Source organism: Pseudomonas sp. AM8, from assembly GCF_036346475.1.
Taxonomy (GTDB): domain Bacteria; phylum Pseudomonadota; class Gammaproteobacteria; order Pseudomonadales; family Pseudomonadaceae; genus Aquipseudomonas; species Aquipseudomonas marginalis.
The window spans coordinates 34,148-55,366 of the sequence record NZ_JAOTNX010000021.1 but is presented as its reverse complement, the minus strand read 5'-3'; the positions used below and the strand labels follow the sequence as shown (position 1 = coordinate 55,366).

At 60.7% G+C, this 21,219-nt stretch carries 16 protein-coding genes; 9 read left to right on the top strand and 7 right to left on the bottom strand.

The annotated features are described in order from the left end of the window. Nucleotides 1-3: 3 nt before the first annotated feature. The 3 genes from V3W40_RS32505 to V3W40_RS32495 form a co-directional block, all read right to left on the bottom strand. Nucleotides 4-1,404: a DUF1254 domain-containing protein gene (locus V3W40_RS32505; RefSeq protein WP_065927511.1), complete on the bottom strand. Its 1,401-nt coding sequence runs from the start codon at nt 1,402-1,404 to the stop codon at nt 4-6. A gap of 198 nt (nt 1,405-1,602) precedes the next feature. Continuing rightward, the gene (locus V3W40_RS32500) at nt 1,603-1,968 is read right to left on the bottom strand and encodes a response regulator (protein ID WP_065927512.1); all 366 of its coding nucleotides are present in this window, start codon (nt 1,966-1,968) and stop codon (nt 1,603-1,605) included. A 238-nt stretch (nt 1,969-2,206) separates the two neighbouring features. After that, the gene (locus V3W40_RS32495; RefSeq protein WP_330216378.1) at nt 2,207-5,758 is read right to left on the bottom strand and encodes a hypothetical protein; all 3,552 of its coding nucleotides are present in this window, start codon (nt 5,756-5,758) and stop codon (nt 2,207-2,209) included. Between the two features lie 219 nt (nt 5,759-5,977). Between V3W40_RS32495 and V3W40_RS32490 the strand changes: the two genes are divergently transcribed. The 5 genes from V3W40_RS32490 to V3W40_RS32470 all read left to right on the top strand — a co-directional run bounded on the left by V3W40_RS32490 (nt 5,978) and on the right by V3W40_RS32470 (nt 12,545). Next, the gene (locus V3W40_RS32490; protein ID WP_330216377.1) at nt 5,978-9,475 is read left to right on the top strand and encodes a response regulator; all 3,498 of its coding nucleotides are present in this window, start codon (nt 5,978-5,980) and stop codon (nt 9,473-9,475) included. Continuing rightward, entirely contained in the window at nt 9,476-10,306 is an 831-nt protein-coding gene (locus V3W40_RS32485; protein ID WP_174562736.1) for a CheR family methyltransferase, read from the top strand. Beyond that, complete coding sequence (locus tag V3W40_RS32480) at nt 10,303-10,902, top strand: chemotaxis protein CheB (RefSeq protein ID WP_065946981.1); 600 nt, start codon at nt 10,303-10,305, stop codon at nt 10,900-10,902. Before V3W40_RS32485 ends, V3W40_RS32480 begins: the two co-directional genes overlap by 4 nt. After that, the gene (locus tag V3W40_RS32475; protein ID WP_065927516.1) at nt 10,896-12,089 is read left to right on the top strand and encodes a hybrid sensor histidine kinase/response regulator; all 1,194 of its coding nucleotides are present in this window, start codon (nt 10,896-10,898) and stop codon (nt 12,087-12,089) included. Before V3W40_RS32480 ends, V3W40_RS32475 begins: the two co-directional genes overlap by 7 nt. A 78-nt stretch (nt 12,090-12,167) precedes the next feature. Next, on the top strand, nt 12,168-12,545 hold the full coding sequence (locus V3W40_RS32470; protein WP_057703059.1) for a response regulator: 378 nt from the start codon (nt 12,168-12,170) through the stop codon (nt 12,543-12,545). Between the two features lie 62 nt (nt 12,546-12,607). On the opposite strand, the gene V3W40_RS32465 is transcribed toward V3W40_RS32470, so the two are convergent. The 4 genes from V3W40_RS32465 to V3W40_RS32450 form a co-directional block, all read right to left on the bottom strand. Beyond that, complete coding sequence (locus tag V3W40_RS32465) at nt 12,608-14,278, bottom strand: response regulator (protein WP_330216376.1); 1,671 nt, start codon at nt 14,276-14,278, stop codon at nt 12,608-12,610. After that, entirely contained in the window at nt 14,275-15,777 is a 1,503-nt protein-coding gene (locus V3W40_RS32460; protein WP_330216375.1) for an ATPase domain-containing protein, read from the bottom strand. The genes V3W40_RS32465 and V3W40_RS32460 overlap by 4 nt, the downstream gene beginning before the upstream one ends. A 111-nt stretch (nt 15,778-15,888) precedes the next feature. Then, entirely contained in the window at nt 15,889-16,947 is a 1,059-nt protein-coding gene (locus V3W40_RS32455) for a tetratricopeptide repeat protein (RefSeq protein ID WP_330216374.1), read from the bottom strand. Between the two features lie 71 nt (nt 16,948-17,018). Beyond that, nucleotides 17,019-17,912: a bestrophin family protein gene (locus tag V3W40_RS32450; RefSeq protein WP_330216391.1), complete on the bottom strand. Its 894-nt coding sequence runs from the start codon at nt 17,910-17,912 to the stop codon at nt 17,019-17,021. A 45-nt stretch (nt 17,913-17,957) separates the two neighbouring features. On the opposite strand from V3W40_RS32450, the gene V3W40_RS32445 reads away from it, so the two are divergent. The 4 genes from V3W40_RS32445 to V3W40_RS32430 are packed head-to-tail and all read left to right on the top strand — an operon-like array spanning nt 17,958 to nt 21,217. Continuing rightward, complete coding sequence (locus V3W40_RS32445; protein WP_159440246.1) at nt 17,958-18,113, top strand: hypothetical protein; 156 nt, start codon at nt 17,958-17,960, stop codon at nt 18,111-18,113. Continuing rightward, nucleotides 18,113-18,880, top strand: coding sequence for an SDR family NAD(P)-dependent oxidoreductase (locus V3W40_RS32440; protein WP_330216373.1), 768 nt, complete (start codon nt 18,113-18,115; stop codon nt 18,878-18,880). Before V3W40_RS32445 ends, V3W40_RS32440 begins: the two co-directional genes overlap by 1 nt. A 12-nt stretch (nt 18,881-18,892) precedes the next feature. Next, nucleotides 18,893-20,077, top strand: coding sequence for an acetyl-CoA C-acyltransferase (locus V3W40_RS32435; protein WP_137212311.1), 1,185 nt, complete (start codon nt 18,893-18,895; stop codon nt 20,075-20,077). 12 nt (nt 20,078-20,089) lie between these two features. After that, a complete protein-coding gene (locus tag V3W40_RS32430; RefSeq protein ID WP_330216372.1) occupies nt 20,090-21,217 on the top strand; it encodes an acyl-CoA dehydrogenase in 1,128 nt (375 codons plus the stop codon). Nucleotides 21,218-21,219: the final 2 nt, after the last annotated feature.

The window sequence follows — 21,219 nt, the reverse complement described above, 5'->3', positions numbered from 1 at the left end:
GTGTTACTTGAGCGGCGTCAACGGCGGCAGTTTCCACTGGCCGTTACCCACCTCAGGCGTGGGCAGGTAAATCCGCAGGATTGCGTAGAACGGACCGGGTGGGGCCGGCAACCAGTTGCTCTGCTCGGCTTTTGGCGGCTCGTGGTGCTGCAGGGCCAGGGTCAGGCCGCCATCGGCGTCGCGCTTGAGGCCGGACAGCATGTGCGAGTTGATCAGGTAGCGTTTCTTGTGGTTGGGCACCAGTTGCTTGGTCTTGGCGTCGTACATGGTCAGGGACCAGAACGCATCGGCCGGTGGCAACTGGTCCTTGGCGAAATGCACGGTGTAGCTGTGGCGTGCGCCGTTGGCAGGCTTGCCCTCGCTGTCGATGACGTAGCTCAGGTACGCGACCTCATCGCCGGAGTTACCGAAAATCCCCATGTCCGCACCGGCGTAGCGGTACAGGTAGTTGTTGTTCAGGTGGTCGCGGCTGCCGTACAAATCGGCACTGGAGACTTGATGCGTGTCAACCTTGTCCTTTTTGAACGCGGCAAACTCGGCGCGGGCATCGGAGATACCGTCTTCCAGGGCCTTGCGCTGTTCAGCGGTCAACGCCTTGACCTTGAAGGGCGCGCCTGGGGCGATACCGATCTTGGCGAAACGCGCCAGCAGGTCTTTCTCGCTGTCCTGGGGCGCGGCGAAGGCCAGCATGAAGTTCAGGTAGCGAAACAGTTGCGGACCTTCGGTCATGGTCGCCATGGGCTTGGGCCACTCCACTTTCGGAGCCTTGGCCGGCGCGGCTTGCTTCACGTAGCTGCTCAGTGACTGCACTTTGTAGCCGTTCTGAATCTGCTTGACCTTGTTCAGGTCCTTCTCGTCGAACAACTGCGTACGGTAGAGGGCGTAGGCGATGTTGCTTTCGCTGTACACCACACGGTCCACGTTGACCGGTTGCTGACCTTTCCAGTCAGGGCCGGCGATCATGTAGTGGCCGCCGTTGTTGCCGGTGCTGCGGGTGCCCAGGTAGGCGATGTTCTGTGTGTAGAGATCGATCAACTGCACCGAGTAATAACGGTTGTCTTCGATCCTGGGCAGTGTCAGAACCTGAGGCTCGCTGCGCAGGTCCAGCCAGACGAAGGAGTAGGGCGTGTCCAGGTTCGGGGTGACGACCGCGGTGTCCTTGGGGGTGAACACCTGAGCTGTATTGCCGATATGGTTGAACGGCGCCTTGAAGTTGGCGCCGCCCTTGTCGACGGCCTGGGTGTAGAGCGTCTTGTACATCTCCACCACTGGGTAGCCATACAGGTAGGCTTCCTTGGCGATGGCCCGGGCTTCGCTGGGGGTGGCGGTGAAATCGGCCCAGGCGCCGGTACTCATGAGTATCGAGAGGCTCGCCAACAGCAGGCGCGTCGGTTTTCCAATCATGTTGTCGCGTCCTTCCAAAGTGCGTTTGACTGACGGGGAATAAAGGCGATGAGTTTCCTGTTTTATTTCCCGAACGTCACGTTAATCCCTGCGAATTATGCGAACTCATCAATGCCGATCCGTACGGCGGCTTGAACCTGTGGGTAAAGACGCACAAATAGCCGCCTCGATGGGCTGCACTGTGTAAAAGAGGGGGGGTCAGGCGGCAGGCAGCATCGATTTGACTTTGTCGCGCAATTGATCGATGGAGAACGGCTTGGCGATCACCTGCATGCCGGCGGGCACATCGATGTTCTCGGCATAGCCGCTGGCAAACAGGATCGGCAGGGTGGGCCGCACTTCACGCACCTTGGCTGCCAATTGCTTACCGTCCATATCCGGCAGGCCGACGTCGGTCATCATCAGGTCGATGTGCTGCGCGGCATTTTCGACAATCTTCAAGGCTTCTTCAGCGTCGGCAGCTTCAAGCACCAGGAACTCCAACTCTTCGAGCACATCAACGATCAACATGCGCACGATGGCATCGTCTTCGACGACAAGGAGGGTGGAGGGGGCTGCGGACATAATGAGGGTTCCCGAAAAAATGGAGGTGCAGGTCTTTAGCGGTTGAAAGACCATTCTCTAATGAGTCGCGTCAATCTCGGCAAGTTCCGTTGGCGCGGGCATTGTGACGGGAATGGAGGAAAATGTCGCGTTAACCACGAGGGGCCGCGAGCGGTCAGTGGCGCCCTCCTGCGCACCGTTCAACGCCTTGCTTTTTCAGGAGCCCCAACCCTGCCGGGGGCCGGGGCAGTCCCATGCATCAAGACGGCAAGGGCGTGGACACCATGATTGAAACCGCAAAACTGTCGACCTTGTCTGTGACGATGTCATCGGGATGGAAAGCGCTCACGTGGAATTCCTTTTTGCCCGCCGGCGAAACCTTAGGCTTCAAGGTCGCGCTGACACCGCCGCTGCTGAGGATTTTTTCGATGCCTTCGCGCATGGACTCTACGTTGTCAAAACTGACCAGCCCGCCATTGGGTTCGAAGAAAAACCACTCTTTTTGACCATCCTTGACTCTGACACCCGCCAGCATGGCGTGATCTTCCGTGCTGATTCTCAGGTATTTTGACGCAGTGGACTTGCTCAGGTCGTCGATGATGGACTGATGATTGATCAGTGAAGGGGCGGCGTTTATATGGAAGGTGTCCTTTGTGTTTACGGCGTACTGCAGTGTTTTTATATCGCGATTGAATTTGTCATGCAGCGAAGAGGGCGATTTAGTCGTGGACGCCTTGCGAAGATTGTCGAGGAATATTTTTTCGTCGCCTCGATGCAAGGCGAGCGCCATGGCATTCGATAGCCCGGCGCAATCGCCCTTGGAGGTCAGATCGACACGGCCGAGGTAGTCCGACTGGGCAAAGCGATTGATGGAAACCCCGGGATTCCCGACGTCGCTGGCAAGCAGCGCGGTGAAATACTCGCCGTCTTCAATTCTTCTGGTCTTCAACTCCCTGGCCAGAATCCCCATTTCTTCCGGTGTCCTGCCAGGTTTTGCGGCGAGTGCCACCAACGCTTCGAAACTGCGCTCTCCAGCGTAATCCGACAGGTCATCCAATGCACCGCTTCGATAACCCTGGTTGAATTTTGGAAGTGCGTTGGAGGTCCTCGCCTTAGCGATATTCGTTCCTACACTCGTCAGGTGCATATCCGCGACGCTATCGAACAGACTGCCGCGCAGGGGGGAGAAATCCTCGATTGGCGGGCCATAGGGCAGGTTCCGGACAGGGTCATAACTGAACCACTGATCGTTTTTCAACACGGCAAAGCCTTCGACGCTTTGCTCTCCGACCTTATAAGACCCTATCAGCGTCGGGCCATATTGCTTGTTTGCCGCCTTCAACAGGTCATAGCTTCCGGATGCGCCACGCACCTTGTTGATCAGTACCTGCCCGGAGTCGCCGAGAAATTTTGCGCCGCGCGTGGCCAGCTTGGCGCCTCCCGTCGCCGCGCCCCTCACTCCGCTCAACGGGTTGAGCGAGCTGATAAGGCTACTGCCGATGACGCGACCCGCCTGCAATGCCTTTACGGCAGCGGACGCCGAGGATGAAGCCACCTTGGCGAGCTTTGCGGCAGCACCGTAACCCATGGTCAGCAGCCCGAGAGCATCCAGGCCGAGGTCCAAAAGCCCGGCTTCATAGTCACCGTCACGAAAGTTGACAATGGCCGATCTCAAGGGAATCGAGTTGAGAGCAAACTGCCTGAGTCGCTCATCACTTTCTTTCTGCTGATCGAATGTCGTGCTTCCACTGGCTTGCTGCCATGGGTTCCTGATACCAAGGTGCTCAAAAAAAGCGCCTGCCAGGTCGTGTGTTCGGGTAGAGGTGAAACTCGATGGGGGACGAGAAGGGTCCTCCGGCGGCTGTTCTCGCTCGAGCCGGTCCTTGTGCTCAGGGGTGAACTTTTCCACTTTGGTCGATATATTCGCGTCGCGCCATCCATCCCGCGTAATGGCTGCCTCACTCTGTCGCTTGACGATGCGTTTGTTCCGGACATCGATCTCATAAACATTGACCTCGGTTTTTCCGTCAACCTGCCTTTCGGTTCTTACCAGCAATTCATTGAGCTTGGATTGGAAAGTGGCCGGGTTTATGAAACCCCTGCCAATCTTGTATTGGTTGTATTGAAATAATTCGATTTTACCGAACTCCAGGTTTTTCCGATCTTCCAGTGGCAGCTCGGAAATCATGTGTTTTACCTGGGTCTCAATGCCATCTTTGAGTGATTCGATTGCCGATTCGTATTGCCCCAGGAATATCCCATTGACGTTGAGCCTGGGTTGCTGGTTGATCGCGTGGATAGGAAGGCCAGGGTCGTCGGTTTTCCAGTTGACGTTGATGCCCATCATGGCCATGTCCAGCATCGAGTGCTTGCCATCCAGTTGCTTGGCTTTGTCATCGGAGACGGTTGAGAGACTTTTCGACTCAAAGTCAGTGCGCTCGCCAAAATGCTCCTTGAGTTTTTCCAGGGCGATGGCTTTTCTACTTGGAATCTCGGCAGTGAGTGATTGGGAGGCCTTGATTCTGGCACTTAACTGCTCATTGAACGCGGTCCGGATGCTGTCCACTTCCTCAGGGGTGTAGAGGGCATCGTCCTTCTTTTCGACCAAACCATTGGACACGCCCCAATCCAGTAACAACGGCGTGATGGCGTGTTCCGCAGGACCATTCAAGGCTTGTGCGGCACTCATGACCTGGCCGTAGCTCATTTGTGATGCGGTCCCCGGCGCACTCGCTTCGACCTTGGCCACCGCAAGGCAGAAACTCACCCAGGCCTGGCTGCCGTTCACCAGTGTGTCGGGAATATCCTTGACCAGGAACTGGGGGGCTGTGCGTGACAGCAACAGGTGGGTGGCCAGCTTGGCCGTGGCCGGCGTGGCCCTGCCTTTAGTCACCAGATGTTTACTGAGCCCCTCGACGATGGCTGACGGTGGCAGGCCCCAATAGTCTTGATGGCTCAAGTCAAAGCCGGCGATTGAATTTCTCACAGGCAACACGACGGATTCAAGATCGAGACCGATGTGAAGGGCGGCCAACACGTAATCGCTGATGCTGGTTGGCGTGTCGATACCATTCAGCCCGTCCTGGATCCCTTGCCCTATCTTCTGGGCCATGGGGGACTTGAGCAGGGTGTCCAGCGCCCTGGCCGGGTCTTGCAGTTCGACATCCGAAAGAGCGCTGGCCTTGATAAGCGCACCCAGCGCCGCTTTGGCCAGCTCCGCCCGGACTAAGGAGGGCTCTGTCCGGATATTGCTGCGCAGGATGCTGGACTCGACGATGACCCGTATCTTGCGCCGTTGTTCCTGGGTCAGGGGAAGGGGCCAGGATAAGCCACCTCCTAGATCACCCAGCGGCGGTTCCAGGGCCCGAGCGTTAGCGGCATCTGCCAAGTGAACCAGGTCAGCTCGGGTTTCAGGGATAGGTAAATCGTGATGCTTGATAAAGCTTTCCAGGCTGGCGGCGGACTCGCTGCCCGGCATGCCGGACGGGTGAAAGGCCGAGTGTGGATCAATGACTGTTTGAGTGGTTTTCAAATGTGACAACACGGCTGCTGGAGTCGCGTCCTCTCCCAGGCTCTTCGTCGCCTCGGTGAGCTGGTGCGCGAGGTTCTTCCAGTTCTGTGCGTTTGCCTGCGCGCGTGCTTGGGGTGAAAGAGGCTGCGATTCATCCGAGGAGCGTCGTGCAGGTGTTGAAGCTGGGTCGCTGTGTATGGACAGGGTGTTACCAGGGGTGGCCTGCGACTGAGCAGGCGTCGATGCAATGGAGTGATCTATAACCGAGGGGCGTGGTTGGACGCTCAATGAGGATGACATTTTCATTACCTTTGGTTGTTGGTCCTCCCTGGACCTGCTTCAGACCTCCGGTGAGTGTCGGGAGCGCACAAAGGTGTTCCTCCGGCATTGGTTCCATAAATGTCGGGCATCGGCGGTGGCAAGTTTGGGATGTGAATATGTTTCGTGTCAGAAACGTAGCCCTCTACCGTCACTTTGGGGCAAACTCCCGGTTTTTCCCTATTTGGCCAAGGCATGCCCATGACTCCCGCGTCGTCCGTCGATGAAAAGAGCTTTCGTACACTGCTCAGCCGAAACGTGGCATTGCCCCTGGGTGTGGGCGTGCTCAGCGCGGTGTTTTTCGTCTGTCTGATCACCTATTTGCTTGCGGTGATCCAGTGGGTGGAGCACACGGACCGGGTCATCAACAACCTCAACGAGTCGTCCAAGCTGACCGTCGATCTTGAAACCGGCATGCGTGGTTTCCTGATCACCGGGGATGAGCACTTCCTCGACCCGTACGAAGTGGCCAAGCCGCGCATCATTGCCGACCTGCGTAACTTGCAGGAGCTGGTGGCGGACAACCCGCAACAGGTGGACCGCCTGAAACGCCTGGAAGCCTTGCAAGCCGAATGGAACAAATACGCCCAGTCGATGATCGACCTGCAGCGCGAAAGCGGTGACTACCGCAACGCCGTCAAGTCCGGCCGGGGCAAGCGCCTGACCGACGAAATTCGCAAGGAATACGAGGACGCGGTGGCGATGGAGCAGCAGTTCCGGATCACTCGCAACGAACAAGTCACGCGCACCACGGTGATCAGCGTCACCCTCTATCTGTTGTTCGTTCTCGGCCTGAGCGGGATCCTGGCGTATATCGGTAGAAAAAATTTACTTTCCCTGTCAGATAGTTACAGCGCAAACCTCGCGTCACAACAGAAGATCGCGCAGCGCCTGGAGCGACAGGCATGGCTGCGTAACGGCCAGACCGAACTGGCCGAACAAGTGCTCGGCCAACTCACCCTGAACATGCTCGGACGCAATATCCTGCAGTTCTTTGCCCAGTACATGGGCTCGGCGGTGGCGGCGCTGTATGTCCGCGAAGAGCACGGCGGCCTCAAGCGCGTGGCCACCTATGGTTTCTCCCGCGAGCAGGAACAGCTGGAGCAGTCGATCTACAGCGATGAGGGCATCGTCGGGCAGGCCGCCCAGCTCGATCGCCTGATTCGCCTGGACGACGTGCCGGTGGACTACTTCAAGGTCAGCTCCGGCCTGGGGGAAGGCTCGACCCGCAGCGTGCTGGTGGTTCCCACCAGCGATGACGACCGTGTCAACGGTGTGATCGAACTGGGCTTTTTGCGCCCGCTGGAGGAGCGCGACGTCGAACTGCTGGAGCTGATCGCCGGCAATATCGGCACCTCCATCGAAGCCGCCCGTTATCGCCAACGCCTGCAGGAAGTGCTGGCCGAAACCCAGCAGCTCAACGAAGAACTGCAGGTCCAGCAGGAAGAACTCAAGACCGCCAACGAAGAACTCGAAGAACAGTCGCGCATTCTCAAGGAGTCTCAGGCTCACCTGGAAACCCAGCAGGCAGAGCTGGAGCAGACCAACGAGCAACTGGCCGAACAGACCCAGACCCTGGCCGAACAGCGCGACGCCATGGACCGCAAGAACGTCGAACTCAACCAGGCCCAGCTGGAGCTGGAAGATCGCGCCGATGAATTGCAGCGCTCCAGCAAGTACAAGTCCGAATTCCTCGCCAATATGTCCCACGAACTGCGCACGCCGCTGAACAGTTCGTTGATCCTGGCCAAGTTGCTGGCGGAAAACCCCCAGGAAAACCTCAGCGCCGAACAGGTCAAGTTTGCCGAGTCGATCTATTCGGCGGGCAATGACCTGCTCAACCTGATCAACGACATCCTGGATATTTCCAAGGTGGAAGCCGGCAAGTTGGAAGTGCGGCCGGAAAATTCAAGCGTCACGCGCCTGGTCGATGGCCTGCGCGGGATGTTCGAGCCGTTGGCCGCCGACCGTAAGCTGGGGTTTCAGGTACAGGTGCAGGTCGATGCACCGATCATGCTGTTCACCGACCGCCAGCGCCTGGAGCAGATCCTCAAGAACCTGCTCTCCAACGCGATCAAGTTCACCGAGCAAGGCGAGGTCAGCCTGTCGGTGTCCCGCGCGCCGGGGGAAGGCATCGCCTTTACCGTGCGCGATTCGGGCATCGGGATTGCCCCGGACCAGCAGGAAAGCATCTTCGAGGCGTTCCGCCAGGCCGATGGCACCACCAACCGCCGTTACGGCGGCACTGGCCTGGGCCTGTCGATTTCCCGCGACCTGGCCGCGTTGCTTGGCGGCTATATCAGCGTGACCAGTGAGCCCGGCAAAGGCAGCACCTTCACCCTGGTGTTGCCGGAGCAGTATGTCGAACGCGAGGAAGATGCCGCGCCAATCGAGCCGCCGCGCCAGGTGATTACCGCACCCGCACCCACGCCCATCGCAATTTCGCCGCTGCCGGTGGCCGATACCAGGCAGATCCCGCGCTTCGCCGATGACCGCGACAAGGCGCCGTTCACCACCCGCTGCATCCTGGTGGTGGAGGACGAACCGAACTTTGCCCGCATCCTGTTCGACCTGGCCCATGAGCTGGGTTACCAGTGCCTGGTGGCCCACGGCGCGGACGAGGGCTACAGCCTGGCCGAGGAGTACATTCCCGATGCGATCCTGCTGGACATGCGCCTGCCGGACCATTCCGGGCTCACCGTGCTGCAACGCCTCAAGGAGCACGCCAACACGCGCCATATCCCGGTGCACGTGATTTCCGTGGAGGACCGTGTCGAAGCCGCCATGCATATGGGCGCCATCGGCTATGCGGTAAAACCGACGACGCGCGAAGAGCTCAAGGACGTGTTTGCGCGCCTTGAGGCCAAGCTGACCCAGAAGGTCAAGCGCGTACTGCTGGTGGAGGACGATGACCTGCAGCGCGACAGCATTGCCCGCCTGATCGGCGACGATGACATCGAGATCACCGATGTCGGCTATGCCCAGGCCGCCCTGGAACTGCTGCGCACCAACGTCTATGACTGCATGATCATCGACCTCAAGCTGCCGGACATGCTGGGCAACGAGTTGCTCAAGCGCATGGCCACCGAAGATATCTGCTCGTTCCCGCCGGTGATCGTCTACACCGGGCGCAACCTGACCCGCGATGAAGAGGCCGAACTGCGCAAGTATTCGCGCTCGATCATCATCAAGGGCGCCCGCTCGCCAGAGCGCCTGCTCGATGAAGTCACACTCTTTCTGCACAAAGTCGAATCCCAGCTGTCCCATGACCGCCAGAAGATGCTCAAGACCGCTCGCAGCCGCGACAAGGTCTTCGAAGGGCGCAAGATCCTGTTGGTGGACGACGATGTGCGTAACATCTTCGCCCTGACCAGCGCCCTGGAGCACAAAGGTGCCGTGGTGGTGATCGGGCGTAACGGCCGCGAAGCCATCGAGAGACTCAATGAAGTCGACGATATCGACCTGGTGCTGATGGACGTGATGATGCCGGAGATGGACGGCTACGAGGCCACCGCCTTGATCCGCCAGGACCCGCGCTGGAAGAAACTGCCGATCATCGCGGTGACGGCCAAGGCCATGAAAGACGACCAGGAGCGCTGCCTCGCGGCGGGTTCCAACGACTACCTGGCCAAGCCGATCGACCTGGATCGCCTGTTCTCGCTGATTCGCGTGTGGCTACCGAAGATGGAACGCATTTAAGTGGAGCAACGTTTTTTGGAGAAGAGCAGCGATATTGAGCTGCGCCTGTTGATCGAGGCGATTTACCTCAAGTACAGCTACGACTTTCGCGACTACTCCGGCGCGTCGGTCAAACGCCGCGTGGCCCATGCCTTGCGCCAGTTCGACTGCGCCACGATTTCAGCGCTGCAGGAGCGGGTGCTGCACGACCCGGCGGCGTTCATGCAGTTGCTGCAGTTCCTGACGATCCCGGTGAGCGAGATGTTTCGCGACCCGTCGCACTTCCTGGCGATCCGTCAGGAAGTGGTGCCCCTGCTCAAGACCTACCCGTCGATCAAGATCTGGATTGCCGGCTGCAGCACGGGGGAGGAGGTGTACTCCATGGCCATCCTGTTGCGTGAGGAAGGGCTGCTGGAACGCACGATCATCTATGCCACCGACATCAACCCCGCGTCCCTGGATAAAGCCAAGCAAGGCATCTTCTCCCTGGAGAATGTGCGGGCCTACACCGCCAATTATCAGCAGGCCGGGGGGCAGCGATCATTTGCCGACTACTACACGGCGGCTTACGATTACGCGATCTTCGACAAATCGTTGCGGGAGAATGTGACCTTCGCCGACCATAGCCTGGCAACCGACAGTGTATTCTCAGAAACTCAATTAATTTCATGTCGTAACGTGCTGATCTATTTCAATAAAAAATTGCAGGATCGGGCGTTTGGATTGTTTCATGAGTCGCTGTGCCATCGCGGCTTCCTGGTCCTGGGCAGTAAGGAAACCCTGGACTTTTCCGCCTACAGCAAGCAATTCGAACCCTTGGTCAAGCAGGAACGGATCTACCGCAAATCATGAACGACGTTGCCGCCAACCCGATTCGCGGGATTGAAGCCATCGTCGTCGGCGCCTCCGCCGGCGGCGTCGAGGCGTTGCTGAGTATTTTCAGCGAACTGCCCGACACCTTCGGCCTGCCGATCATAGCCGTATTGCACCTGCCGGATGAGCGCCGCAGCCAACTGGCGGAAGTCTTTGCGCGACGCCTGCCGATTCCGGTACGGGAAGGGCAGGACAAGGAAGCGATCCAGGCGGGCACGTTGTATTTCGCCGGGCCTGGTTATCACCTTTCGGTCGAGCATGACCGCAGCCTGTCCCTCAGCCAGGAAGAGCGGGTACACCATTCCCGGCCGGCGATCGACTACCTGTTTGCCTCCGCCGCCGATGCCTATGGCCAGGGCCTGCTGGCGATTTTGTTGACGGGGGCCAACCAGGACGGCGCCCACGGGCTGGCCCATGTCAAGCATTCGGGCGGCACCACGGTGGTCCAGGACCCCAGCGAAGCGCGGATTGCCGTGATGCCGCGGGCGGCCCTGGCCCTGCACACCCCTGATCATATTCTGACCCTGAGCCGCATTGCCGCATTGCTGGCTTCCCTGGAATCCTCCCCATGTTAAGTACTGTCCAGGCCAAACTGCTGATCGTCGACGATCTGCCGGAAAACCTGCTGGCCCTCGAAGCGTTGATCAAGCGCGAGGACCGTCAGGTCTTCAAGGCTTTGAGCGCCGATGAGGCCTTGTCCCTGTTGCTGGAGCACGAGTTCGCCATGGCGATTCTCGATGTGCAGATGCCCGGCATGAACGGGTTCGAACTGGCCGAGCTGATGCGCGGCACCGAGAAAACCAAAAACATTCCGATTGTGTTCGTCAGCGCCGCCGGCCGTGAACTCAATTATGCGTTCAAGGGCTATGAAAGTGGCGCCGTGGACTTCCTGCACAAGCCGCTGGATATCCACGCGGTCAAGAGCAAGGTCAATGTGTTTGTCGACCTGTACCGCCAGAGCAAGGCGATGAAGCAGCAAGTCGAAGCCCTGGAGCGCAGCCGCCGCGAGCAGGAGCTGTTGCTCACGCGCCTGCAGGCCACCCAGGCCGAGCTGGAGCAGGCAGTGCGCATGCGCGACGACTTCATGTCGATCGTCGCCCACGAGGTGCGTACGCCCCTTAACGGCCTGATTCTCGAAACCCAGCTGCGCAAGATGCACCTGGCCCGGGATAACGCCGCCGCGTTCACCCTGGACAAGATGCACGCCATGGTCGACCGCGATGAGCGCCAGATCCAGAGCCTGATCCGCCTGATCGAAGACATGCTCGACGTCTCGCGTATCCGCACCGGCAAACTGTCGATACGCCCGGGGCGCTTCGACCTGGCGCAATTGGTGAGCAACCTGGTGGAGAATTTCGCACCGCAGGTGGCTGCCGCCGAATCGTCGATGCACCTCGCGGCCGAGGGGCCGGTGGTGGGCAACTGGGATGAGTTTCGTATCGAACAGGTGGTCACCAACCTGCTGACCAACGCCCTGCGCTACGGGGCCAAGAGCCCGGTGGAGGTGCGCGTGTATACCGAGCATGGCGAAGCCAGGGTAGAAGTGCGTGACCACGGGATCGGCATCAGCGAAGAGAACCAGAAGCGTATTTTCCAGCAGTTCGAACGTGTGTCAGCCAGCCAGGTTGCCGCGGGACTGGGCCTTGGGTTGTTTATTTCCGAGCAGATCGTAGCCGCCCATGGCGGCACCATCGAGGTCGAGAGCCAGATAGGCGAGGGCGCCTTGTTCCGGGTGTGCCTGCCCCTTGAACCGTCGGCATGAAATCAATCGTCACCCCGACGCAACCTCTACGTGACCCCATGGTCGTAATTGCAGCAATTGACCGGACAAAGGCTTCCCATGAGTGAAGATGCACAAGATGTCGTACTGATCGTCGAGGACGACGAATCCATTATGTTTGTGCTGGGTGAGTACCTGGCCGGCCTGGGGTATCGGGTATTGAAGGCGATCAACGGGGAGCAGGCCTTTGAAATCCTCGCCACCAAGCCGCACTTGGACCTGATGGTCACCGACTACCGTTTGCCCGGTGGGATTTCCGGCGTGCAGATCGCTGAGCCCGCGCTCAAGTTGCGCCCGGAATTGAAAGTGATCTTTATCAGCGGCTACCCGCAGGAGATTCTCGACTGCAACAGCCCGATCACGCGCAATGCGCCGATCCTGGCCAAGCCGTTTGACCTGGATACCTTGCAGGAGCATATACAGCGGTTGTTGGCCTGAAGGGCCAGGTGGTGCATCAGGCTCTTCCTGAGCCTGAATGACACTGCTTGGCTAATGGCCATTTACACCCGAATCATCTCCCGCACCTTCGCCGTCAACAAATCAAAGGTAAATGGCTTGGTGATCAACTGCATCCCCGGATCCAGGAACCCACCACGCACCGCCGCATGCTCGGCATATCCGGTAATGAACAGCACCTTCAGGTCCGGACGAACCTGCCGGCCTATCTCTGCCAGTTGGCGTCCATTCATGCCGGGCAAGCCGACGTCGCTGATCATCAGGTCAATGCGCTGGCTGGATTCGATAATCGGCAGTGCGCCATCGGCATCGCCCGCTTCGACAAAGGCGTAGCCCAGCTCACTCAATACCTGGCTGACCAGCACGCGCACCGCCGGGTCGTCCTCGACGATCAGCACGGTTTCCCCGCTGTTGGCGATCGGCAACAGGGCAGGGTCCACGGTCACATCGGGGGTGATTTCGCCGACGAAACGCGGCAGGAACAGGCTCACCGTGGTGCCTTTGCCTACCTCGCTGTGGAGGGTTACATGGCCGCGCGACTGGCGCGCGAAACCGTAGATCATCGACAAGCCCAGGCCGGTGCCCTGGCCAATGGGCTTGGTGGTAAAGAAGGGGTCGAATACCCGGCCCATGAGGCTTTCCGGAATACCGCAGCCGGTGTCGCTGACGCTCAGTTCCACGTAGTCGCCGGGCTTGAGCGTGCCGTAGGCGGCGGTGAAGACGCTGTCGAGGTGACGGTTGCAGGTTTCGACAACCAGGCGGCCCCCACTCGGCATGGCATCCCGGGCGTTGAGCGCCAGGTTGAGCAGGGCACTTTCCAGTTGATTGGGGTCGGCCTCGGCGGTCCACAACTGAGTGTCCAGGCGCATGTCCAAGGCGATGCTTTCGTTGAGGCTGCGTTGCAGCAACTCGCCCATGGAGGTCACCAGCTGGTTGATCTGTACCGGCTTGGAATCCAGCGATTGGCGCCGCGAGAACGCCAGCAGGCGGTGGGTGAGGCCGGCGGCGCGGTTGGCGGAGGTCACGCCGAGGTCGATCAGGCTGTCCAGATCGTCCAGCTTGCCGCGGGACACACGCCTTCTCAGCAGCTCCAGGCTGCCGATAATGCCGGTGAGCATATTGTTGAAGTCGTGGGCGATACCGCCGGTCAATTGGCCGACGGCTTCCATCTTCTGGGATTGGCGCAAGGCTTCTTCGTTGCTGCGCAACTGCGCCGTGCGTTCTTCGACTTGCTGTTCCAGCGTCTCAAGGGTGCGCTGCAGGCGCAGTTCGCTCTCGCTCAGGTCGATCAACCTGTCCCGTGCTTCATATTGCCGACGCCGTCCACGCAGGGCCGCGCTCACCAGGCTGATCAAGGTCACGGGGTGGAAGGGGCGCTCCAGGAACGTCACGTTGCCCAGCAGGCCGCTGAGGTGGGATGAACCGTTCTGCTCGCTGCCGCCGTGATGGGTCATCAGCACGATGGGCAGGTCGGACCAGGCGGGCTGCTGGTGAAGGTATTCCAGCAGGGGCTCCAGGTCCGCGCCGCGCAGGGCTTCGGCTGCGATGATCAGCATGCCTGCGCCTTGCTCCACGGCCTCGCACAATGCGGGCAGGCTGCTGGCAACCATGCCGGTGTAGCCGGCTTCCTTGAGCATCATCAGCGCCAACGAACCATCACGGCCCATGGGCGCCAGGACGATTGCGCGTTCGGATACAGGTGAAATGGTGGTCACACGCCCTCATCCTTGAGCAAAGGCGAACCGGCGCCCATGTAGGTCGGGATGCCGCGCAAAACCCCTTGGAAATTGTCCAGCGGTTCGCCGACGGTCATGCCGCGGCTGCTGATACGGTATTCACGGATAGTCGACTCGTGGGCGCCGGTGCGTTTCTTGATAATCGAGATGGCGCGGCGCACCTTGCCCAACGCCTCGAAATAACGCAGCAGAATCACGGTGTCGGCCAGGTAAGTGATGTCGACAGGAGCCTGCATGTCGCCGACCAGTCCATGTTGCGCGACGGTCATGAACGTCGCCGCGCCACGGCGGTTGAGGTACAGCAGCAGTTCATGCATATGCAGGATCAGCGCGTTTTCTTCCGGCATTGCCGCCTGGTAGCCATTGATACTGTCGATGACCACCGTCTTGATCCCGCGCTCGTCCACGCAACGACGCACGCGGTGGGAAAACTCGCCGGGGGACAACTCGGCCGCGTCCACCTGTTCGATCAGCAGGTTGCCGGTGGCCTGCAGGGCGGCGAGGTCGATGCCCATATTGTTCATGCGCTCGAACAGCAGGCCCAGTTCTTCATCGAAGATAAACAGCGCGGCCTTTTCGCCACGGCCTACCGCCGCTGCGGCGAAGATCATCGAGATCAGCGATTTGCCGGTACCGGCCGGGCCGAGAATCAGGCTGCTGGAGCCGGTCTCGACGCCGCCGCCCATCAGGGCATCCAGCTCACGAATGCCGCTGCTCAAGGTCTGGCGTATGTAACCGCCACGATGCTCCGCCGCGACCAGGCGCGGAAAGACGTGAATGCCATCGTGCATGATGGTGAAGTCGTGAAACCCACCCCGATATTTCTGCCCGCGATATTTAACCACCCGCACGCGACGGCGTTCGGCGCCGTAGCTGGGGGTCAGTTCTTCCAGGCGAATCACCCCGTGGGCCACGCTGTGCACGGTTTTGTCGAGGGATTCGGTGGTCAGGTCGTCGAGCAGCAGCACGGTGGCGTCGTAGCGTACGAAATAATGCTTGATCGCCAGGATCTGGCGGCGATAGCGCAGCGAGCTTTGCGCGAGCAGGCGGATTTCCGAGAGGCTGTCGATGACCACTCGGGTCGGCTTGACCCGTTCCACCACTTCGAAGATCTGCCGGGTTGCTTCGCCCAGCTCCAGGTCCGAAGAGTACAACAGGCTCTGCTGATGCTCGGCATCCAGCAGGCTCTCCGGCGGGGTCAGTTCGAAGATATGAATATTGTCGTCCAGGTCCCAACCGTGGGACTCGGCGCCCTGGCGCAACTCACGCTCGGTTTCGGACAGTGTGATGTAGAGCGTTCGCTCACCCGCTTTCGCCCCGGCCTGCAGGAAGTGCAGGGCGACCGTGGTTTTACCGGTGCCAGGTTCACCTTCCAGCAGGAACAGGTGGCTGCGCGATAGCCCTCCGGCAAGAATGTCGTCGAGACCTTCGATGCCGATGGCTGCTTTTTCGGTTAACAACGCTTTGGATGTAGACAAGAAGTGCCCTCAGGTCACATACGAGTAGAGGATGCGCATCCAGCTGGACGCGCCATGTTCTCTTGACCGTAGCGCTTTGTGGCGGTTCAAACTGATGCGCGATTATTGTGCCTACAAGCCTTGCTGCAGTGCCGGATCGTCAGGGTTTTGCTGTTCGAGCTGGGCGAGCAGCACCTGCACATTCTGCAATTGGCCGCTTTCTTTCCAATAATTGACCAACAGCACCCGGGCCTTGCGATTGGCCGGGTGGCGCTGGACGATTTCCTCCAACTGGCGCTGGGCCGCTTCCAATTCCTGCTGGGCATGCAGGGTGGTAGCGAGGTCGTAGCGGTAATCCTGATTGTCCGGCTCCAGCTCCACGGCCTTGGACAGGCCGAGCAACGCATAGGGGCGCTCGCCATGGTGCAGCAGCCACATACCCAGGGCATGTTGCAGGTAGGCCGACTCAGGGTGCGCCGCCAATTGCCGGGCCAGCAATTGGCGGGACTCATCGGTCTTGCCCTGTTTATCCAGCAACTCGATCTGCGCGACCACCGCTTGCAGGTTGTCCGGCTGCAAGCGCATGGCCTGTTCCAGGGCGTTTTGCGCTTCCGGCAGCAGGGCGCTGTGGATGTACAGGCGCGCCAGTTGAATCCAGCCTTCGGCCGTTTCCGGCTGGGCCTTGAGCTTTTTCACGAACTCGTCCAATACCTGCTGCAATGGCCCGAAGTACAGGCCCAAGGTGTCGGGCGACAGGCCGAGCAGGGCATTGGCGGCGGCAAAGCGTACGCTTTGTTCGGGATCATCGAGCACCGGGCCCAGCAGCAGGGTGCGCTGGCCGCTGGGCACCAGGCCGACAATGCTGTGGATGGCCGCTTCGCGCACCAACGCGGAGTCGCTGGTGAGGTCTTTATCGGCGAGCTTCAAGGCCTGGGGGCTGGGGTAGTTGGGCAATTCGGCATGCAGCGCGGCGCGGCGTTCGGGTGACAGGTCCGGCCGGCCCAGTTGCTGATACAGCACGCGCGCGGCGCCCGGCTCGCCGTTATGCGCCTGTTTCAAGGCTTTTGAGTAACCGTGGGCAATGGCAGGAGGCATGGCCACCTGGGCGGTGCGGGAGAAATACCAGGTGATCAGCACAATCAACAACAGGGCGCACAGGCCGACGATGGCGTAACGGCGTGACTTTGACATGCAGGCGTCCGAAAAGCTGAAGAAGCAAAGCCGCAAGCTTCGGCCAGACCACGGCAGGTGTCAAACCCGCGTCAGGTCAGCACGTATTCCACCGGTTCCAGGGCCGGCGGCAGGTCGGTTTCGCCGAGGGCGGCGAGCAGCTCACGTTCCAGGGTGCGCAGGATCGCATTGCAGGGCAGGTCGTTTTCGTCAAAGCCGAAAGGGTCTTCCAGGTCGTCGCCGATCTCATCGAGGCCGAAGAAGGTGTAGCTGACAATGGCGGTAAACACCGGCGTCAGCCAGCCCAGGGGTTCGGCCATGGCGAACGGCAAGAGGATGCAGAACAGGTAAATGGTGCGGTGCAGCAGCAAGGTGTAGGGGAAGGGCAGCGGCGTGCTTTTGATTCGCTCGCACGCGGCCTGTACCTGGCTGAGGCTGACCAGACGGGTTTCCAACTGGGTGTAACGCCATTCGCTGAGGGCGCCTTGCTCGGCCAGGGCGGAAAATCCCGCGCCAATCTGTTGCAGCACCCGGTCAGGCAGGTTGGGATGACTCGCTTCCACGCTCGCCCAGGGCTGGATCGCCCGGGCTTCGTCTTCGTGGCGCAAGCGCGCGACCAGCCCGTGGGCGAAGCCGCCCAGGCCCCGCAGCAGGCGCCCACGCTCCGCCGGGTCAGTAAGCAACTGGGTCTCGCGAATCAGCGAGCGCACCTCAATGATCATCTGCCCCAGTTGCTTGCGGCCTTCCCACCAGCGGTCATAGCAGGCGTTATTGCGAAAACTCATGAAGATCGACAGCGACAGCCCGAGCAATGTGAAGGGCGTGGCGTTGACCTTGGAGAAATAGGCCGGGTGCAGGGTTTCCACCAGCACGATCACCGACGCCAGCAGCGTGACCAGCAGGCTGCGCAGGGCGATGCGCTTGGCAATCGAGCCCTTTAGGGAAAACAGGATGCCCAGCAGGTTCGGTTTGGGACGTACGATCATCGCGGGGAGGACTTCTTCGGTGGCGCAGGCCCTCAGGTTAGGAGCTTGCACGACGCACGTCCAATCGCTTGGGCTGACCGGACGATCAGCGCGGTCGATGATTGGCCAAACCAGTCAGCCATGTTGAAGGCTTTGACCATTGCTGCCGTGGCGTTGCAGAGCGACTATTTCGACGATCTCGACCGTTCAAGGAAACAATAATGCAGATTGAGAACAAGGTTTTTCTGGTCAGCGGCGGCGCTTCCGGCCTCGGTGCGGCCACCGCAGATATGCTGGTCGCGGCCGGCGCCAAGGTCATGCTGGTGGATTTGAATGCCGACGCCGTGGCGGCCAAGGCCAGGCAGCTCGGCGACAACGCCCGCAGCGCAGTGGCGGATATCAGCCAGGAGGCCGCAGCCGAAACCGCCGTGCAGGCAACGGTCGCGGCGTTTGGCGGTTTGCACGGCTTGGTCAACTGCGCGGGGGTGGTGCGCGGTGAAAAGATCCTCGGCAAGACTGGCCCCCACGGGCTGGCCAGCTTTGCCCAGGTGATCAACGTCAACCTGATCGGCAGCTTTAACCTGCTGCGCCTGGCGGCAGCGGCCATCGCCGAAACGGAAGCGAACGCCGACGGCGAGCGCGGGGTGATCATCAATACCGCGTCGGTGGCTGCGTTCGACGGGCAGATCGGGCAGGCCGCTTATGCGGCGTCCAAAGGCGCGATAGCCAGCCTGACCTTGCCCGCCGCACGGGAGCTGGCGCGCTTCGGCATTCGCGTGATGACCATCGCCCCGGGCATTTTCGAAACCCCGATGATGGCCGGCATGACCCCGGAAGTACGCGACTCCCTGGCCGCCGGTGTGCCGTTTCCGCCGCGCCTGGGCAAGCCTGCCGAATACGCCGCGCTGGTGCGGCACATCATTGAAAACAGCATGCTCAATGGCGAGGTGATCCGTCTCGACGGCGCCTTGCGCATGGTGGCCAAGTAAGGAGGATGAGCCATGAATGATCCCATCGTGATTGTCAGCGCCGTGCGCACGCCCATGGGCGGGTTCCAGGGCGACCTCAAGGGCCTGACTGCGCCGCAACTGGGCTCTGCCGCCATCCGTGCGGCGATCGAGCGTGCAGGCATCGCCGCCGACGCCGTGGATGAGGTGTTGTTTGGGTGCGTGCTGCCCGCCGGCCTGGGCCAGGCGCCTGCGCGTCAAGCCGCCTTGGGCGCCGGGTTGGATAAGTCCACGCGTTGCACCACCCTCAACAAGATGTGCGGCTCGGGCATGGAAGCGGCGATCCTCGCCCATGATTCGCTGCTGGCCGGCAGCGTCGACGTGGTGATCGCCGGCGGCATGGAAAGCATGTCCAACGCGCCCTACCTGCTGGACCGCGCCCGCAGCGGCTATCGCATGGGGCACGGGCGGGTCATCGACCACATGTTCCTCGACGGCCTGGAAGATGCGTATGAAAAAGGCCGCCTGATGGGCACCTTTGCCGAGGAGTGCGCGCAGCTCAACGGCTTCAGCCGTGAGGCGCAGGATGCGTTTGCCATCGCGTCGCTGACCCGTGCGCAGGAGGCAATCACCCATGGCAGCTTCGCCGCCGAAATTGTCCCGGTACAGGTCACCGTCGGCAAAGAGCAGAAAACCATCCTGCATGACGAACAACCGCCCAAGGCCAGGCCGGAAAAAATTCCCGGCCTCAAACCGGCGTTCCGCGAAGGCGGCACGGTGACGGCGGCCAATTCCAGCTCGATTTCCGACGGCGCGGCCGCATTGCTGCTGATGCGCGAGTCCGAGGCACAACAGCGGGGGCTCAAACCGTTGGCGGTGATCCATGGGCACGCAGCGTTTGCCGATGAACCGGGGTTGTTTCCGGTGGCGCCGGTGGGCGCGATTCGCAAGCTGATGAGCAAGACCGGCTGGAGCCTCGACGACGTCGATCTGTTTGAAATCAACGAAGCCTTTGCCGTGGTCAGCCTGGTGACCATGAGCAAGCTGGAAATCCCCCACGCCAAGGTCAATGTCCACGGCGGTGCCTGCGCCCTGGGCCACCCGATTGGCGCGTCCGGCGCGCGGATCCTGGTCACCCTGCTCTCGGCCCTGCGCCAGAAAGGCCTCAAGCGGGGCGTCGCGGCCATTTGTATCGGCGGCGGTGAAGCCACGGCCATGGCCGTCGAATGCCTGTATTAAGGACTGAGCCCAATGCTGCCCAATGACGAACAACTGCAAATCAGCGACGCCGCCCGGCAATTTGCCCAGGAGCGGCTTAAACCGTTTGCCGCCGAGTGGGACCGCGAACATCGCTTTCCCAAGGAAGCCATCGGCGAAATGGCCGAACTGGGCTTTTTCGGCATGCTGGTGCCGGAACAGTGGGGCGGTTGCGCCACGGGTTACCTGGCCTACGCCATGGCCCTGGAAGAAATCGCCGCCGGTGACGGCGCCTGCTCCACCATCATGAGCGTGCACAACTCGGTGGGCTGCGTGCCGATCCTGAACTTCGGCAACGATCAGCAGAAAGAGCAATTCCTCCAGCCCCTGGCCAGCGGCGCCATGCTCGGTGCTTTCGCCCTGACTGAGCCGCAAGCCGGTTCGGATGCCAGTGGCCTGAAAACCCGCGCACGGCGTGAAGGCGATCATTACGTGCTCAATGGCTGCAAACAGTTCATCACTTCCGGCCAGAATGCCGGGGTGGTGATTGTGTTCGCGGTGACCGACCCGGCAGCGGGCAAGCGTGGCATCAGCGCGTTTATCGTGCCCACCGATTCGCCGGGCTACAGCGTGGCGCGGGTCGAGGACAAGCTCGGCCAGCATGCCTCCGATACCTGTCAGATCCTGTTCGAGGATGTAAAGGTGCCGGTGGCCAACCGTCTTGGGGAGGAGGGCGAGGGCTACAGGATCGCCCTGGCCAACCTTGAAGGCGGTCGCGTCGGCATCGCCTCGCAATCGGTGGGCATGGCCCGCGCCGCTTTCGAGGCTGCACGCGACTACGCCCGAGAGCGTGAAAGCTTCGGCAAACCGATCATTGAGCATCAGGCCGTGGCCTTTCGCCTGGCGGACATGGCCACGCAAATCGCCGTGGCACGGCAGATGGTGCACTACGCCGCCGCCCTGCGGGACAGCGGCAAGCCGGCGTTGGTCGAAGCTTCCATGGCCAAGCTGTTCGCCTCGGAAATGGCCGAAAAAGTCTGTTCCGCCGCCTTGCAAACCCTGGGCGGTTACGGTTACCTGAGCGACTTCCCCGTGGAGCGGATCTACCGCGATGTGCGGGTCTGCCAGATTTACGAAGGCACCAGCGATATTCAACGCATGGTCATCTCACGCAATCTCTAAGG

Bases quoted from the DNA above. Each gene is read 5' to 3' on its own strand.
- V3W40_RS32490 (WP_330216377.1), top strand. From the start codon at position 5,978: ATGACTCCCGCGTCGTCCGTCGATGAAAAGAGCTTTCGTACACTGCTC.
- V3W40_RS32505 (WP_065927511.1), bottom strand. From the start codon at position 1,404: ATGATTGGAAAACCGACGCGCCTGCTGTTGGCGAGCCTCTCGATACTC.
- V3W40_RS32470 (WP_057703059.1), top strand. From the start codon at position 12,168: ATGAGTGAAGATGCACAAGATGTCGTACTGATCGTCGAGGACGACGAA.
- V3W40_RS32495 (WP_330216378.1), bottom strand. From the start codon at position 5,758: ATGTCATCCTCATTGAGCGTCCAACCACGCCCCTCGGTTATAGATCAC.
- V3W40_RS32500 (WP_065927512.1), bottom strand. From the start codon at position 1,968: ATGTCCGCAGCCCCCTCCACCCTCCTTGTCGTCGAAGACGATGCCATC.
- V3W40_RS32450 (WP_330216391.1), bottom strand. From the start codon at position 17,912: ATGATCGTACGTCCCAAACCGAACCTGCTGGGCATCCTGTTTTCCCTA.
- V3W40_RS32430 (WP_330216372.1), top strand. From the start codon at position 20,090: ATGCTGCCCAATGACGAACAACTGCAAATCAGCGACGCCGCCCGGCAA.
- V3W40_RS32480 (WP_065946981.1), top strand. From the start codon at position 10,303: ATGAACGACGTTGCCGCCAACCCGATTCGCGGGATTGAAGCCATCGTC.
- V3W40_RS32435 (WP_137212311.1), top strand. From the start codon at position 18,893: ATGAATGATCCCATCGTGATTGTCAGCGCCGTGCGCACGCCCATGGGC.
- V3W40_RS32475 (WP_065927516.1), top strand. From the start codon at position 10,896: ATGTTAAGTACTGTCCAGGCCAAACTGCTGATCGTCGACGATCTGCCG.
- V3W40_RS32440 (WP_330216373.1), top strand. From the start codon at position 18,113: ATGCAGATTGAGAACAAGGTTTTTCTGGTCAGCGGCGGCGCTTCCGGC.
- V3W40_RS32455 (WP_330216374.1), bottom strand. From the start codon at position 16,947: ATGTCAAAGTCACGCCGTTACGCCATCGTCGGCCTGTGCGCCCTGTTG.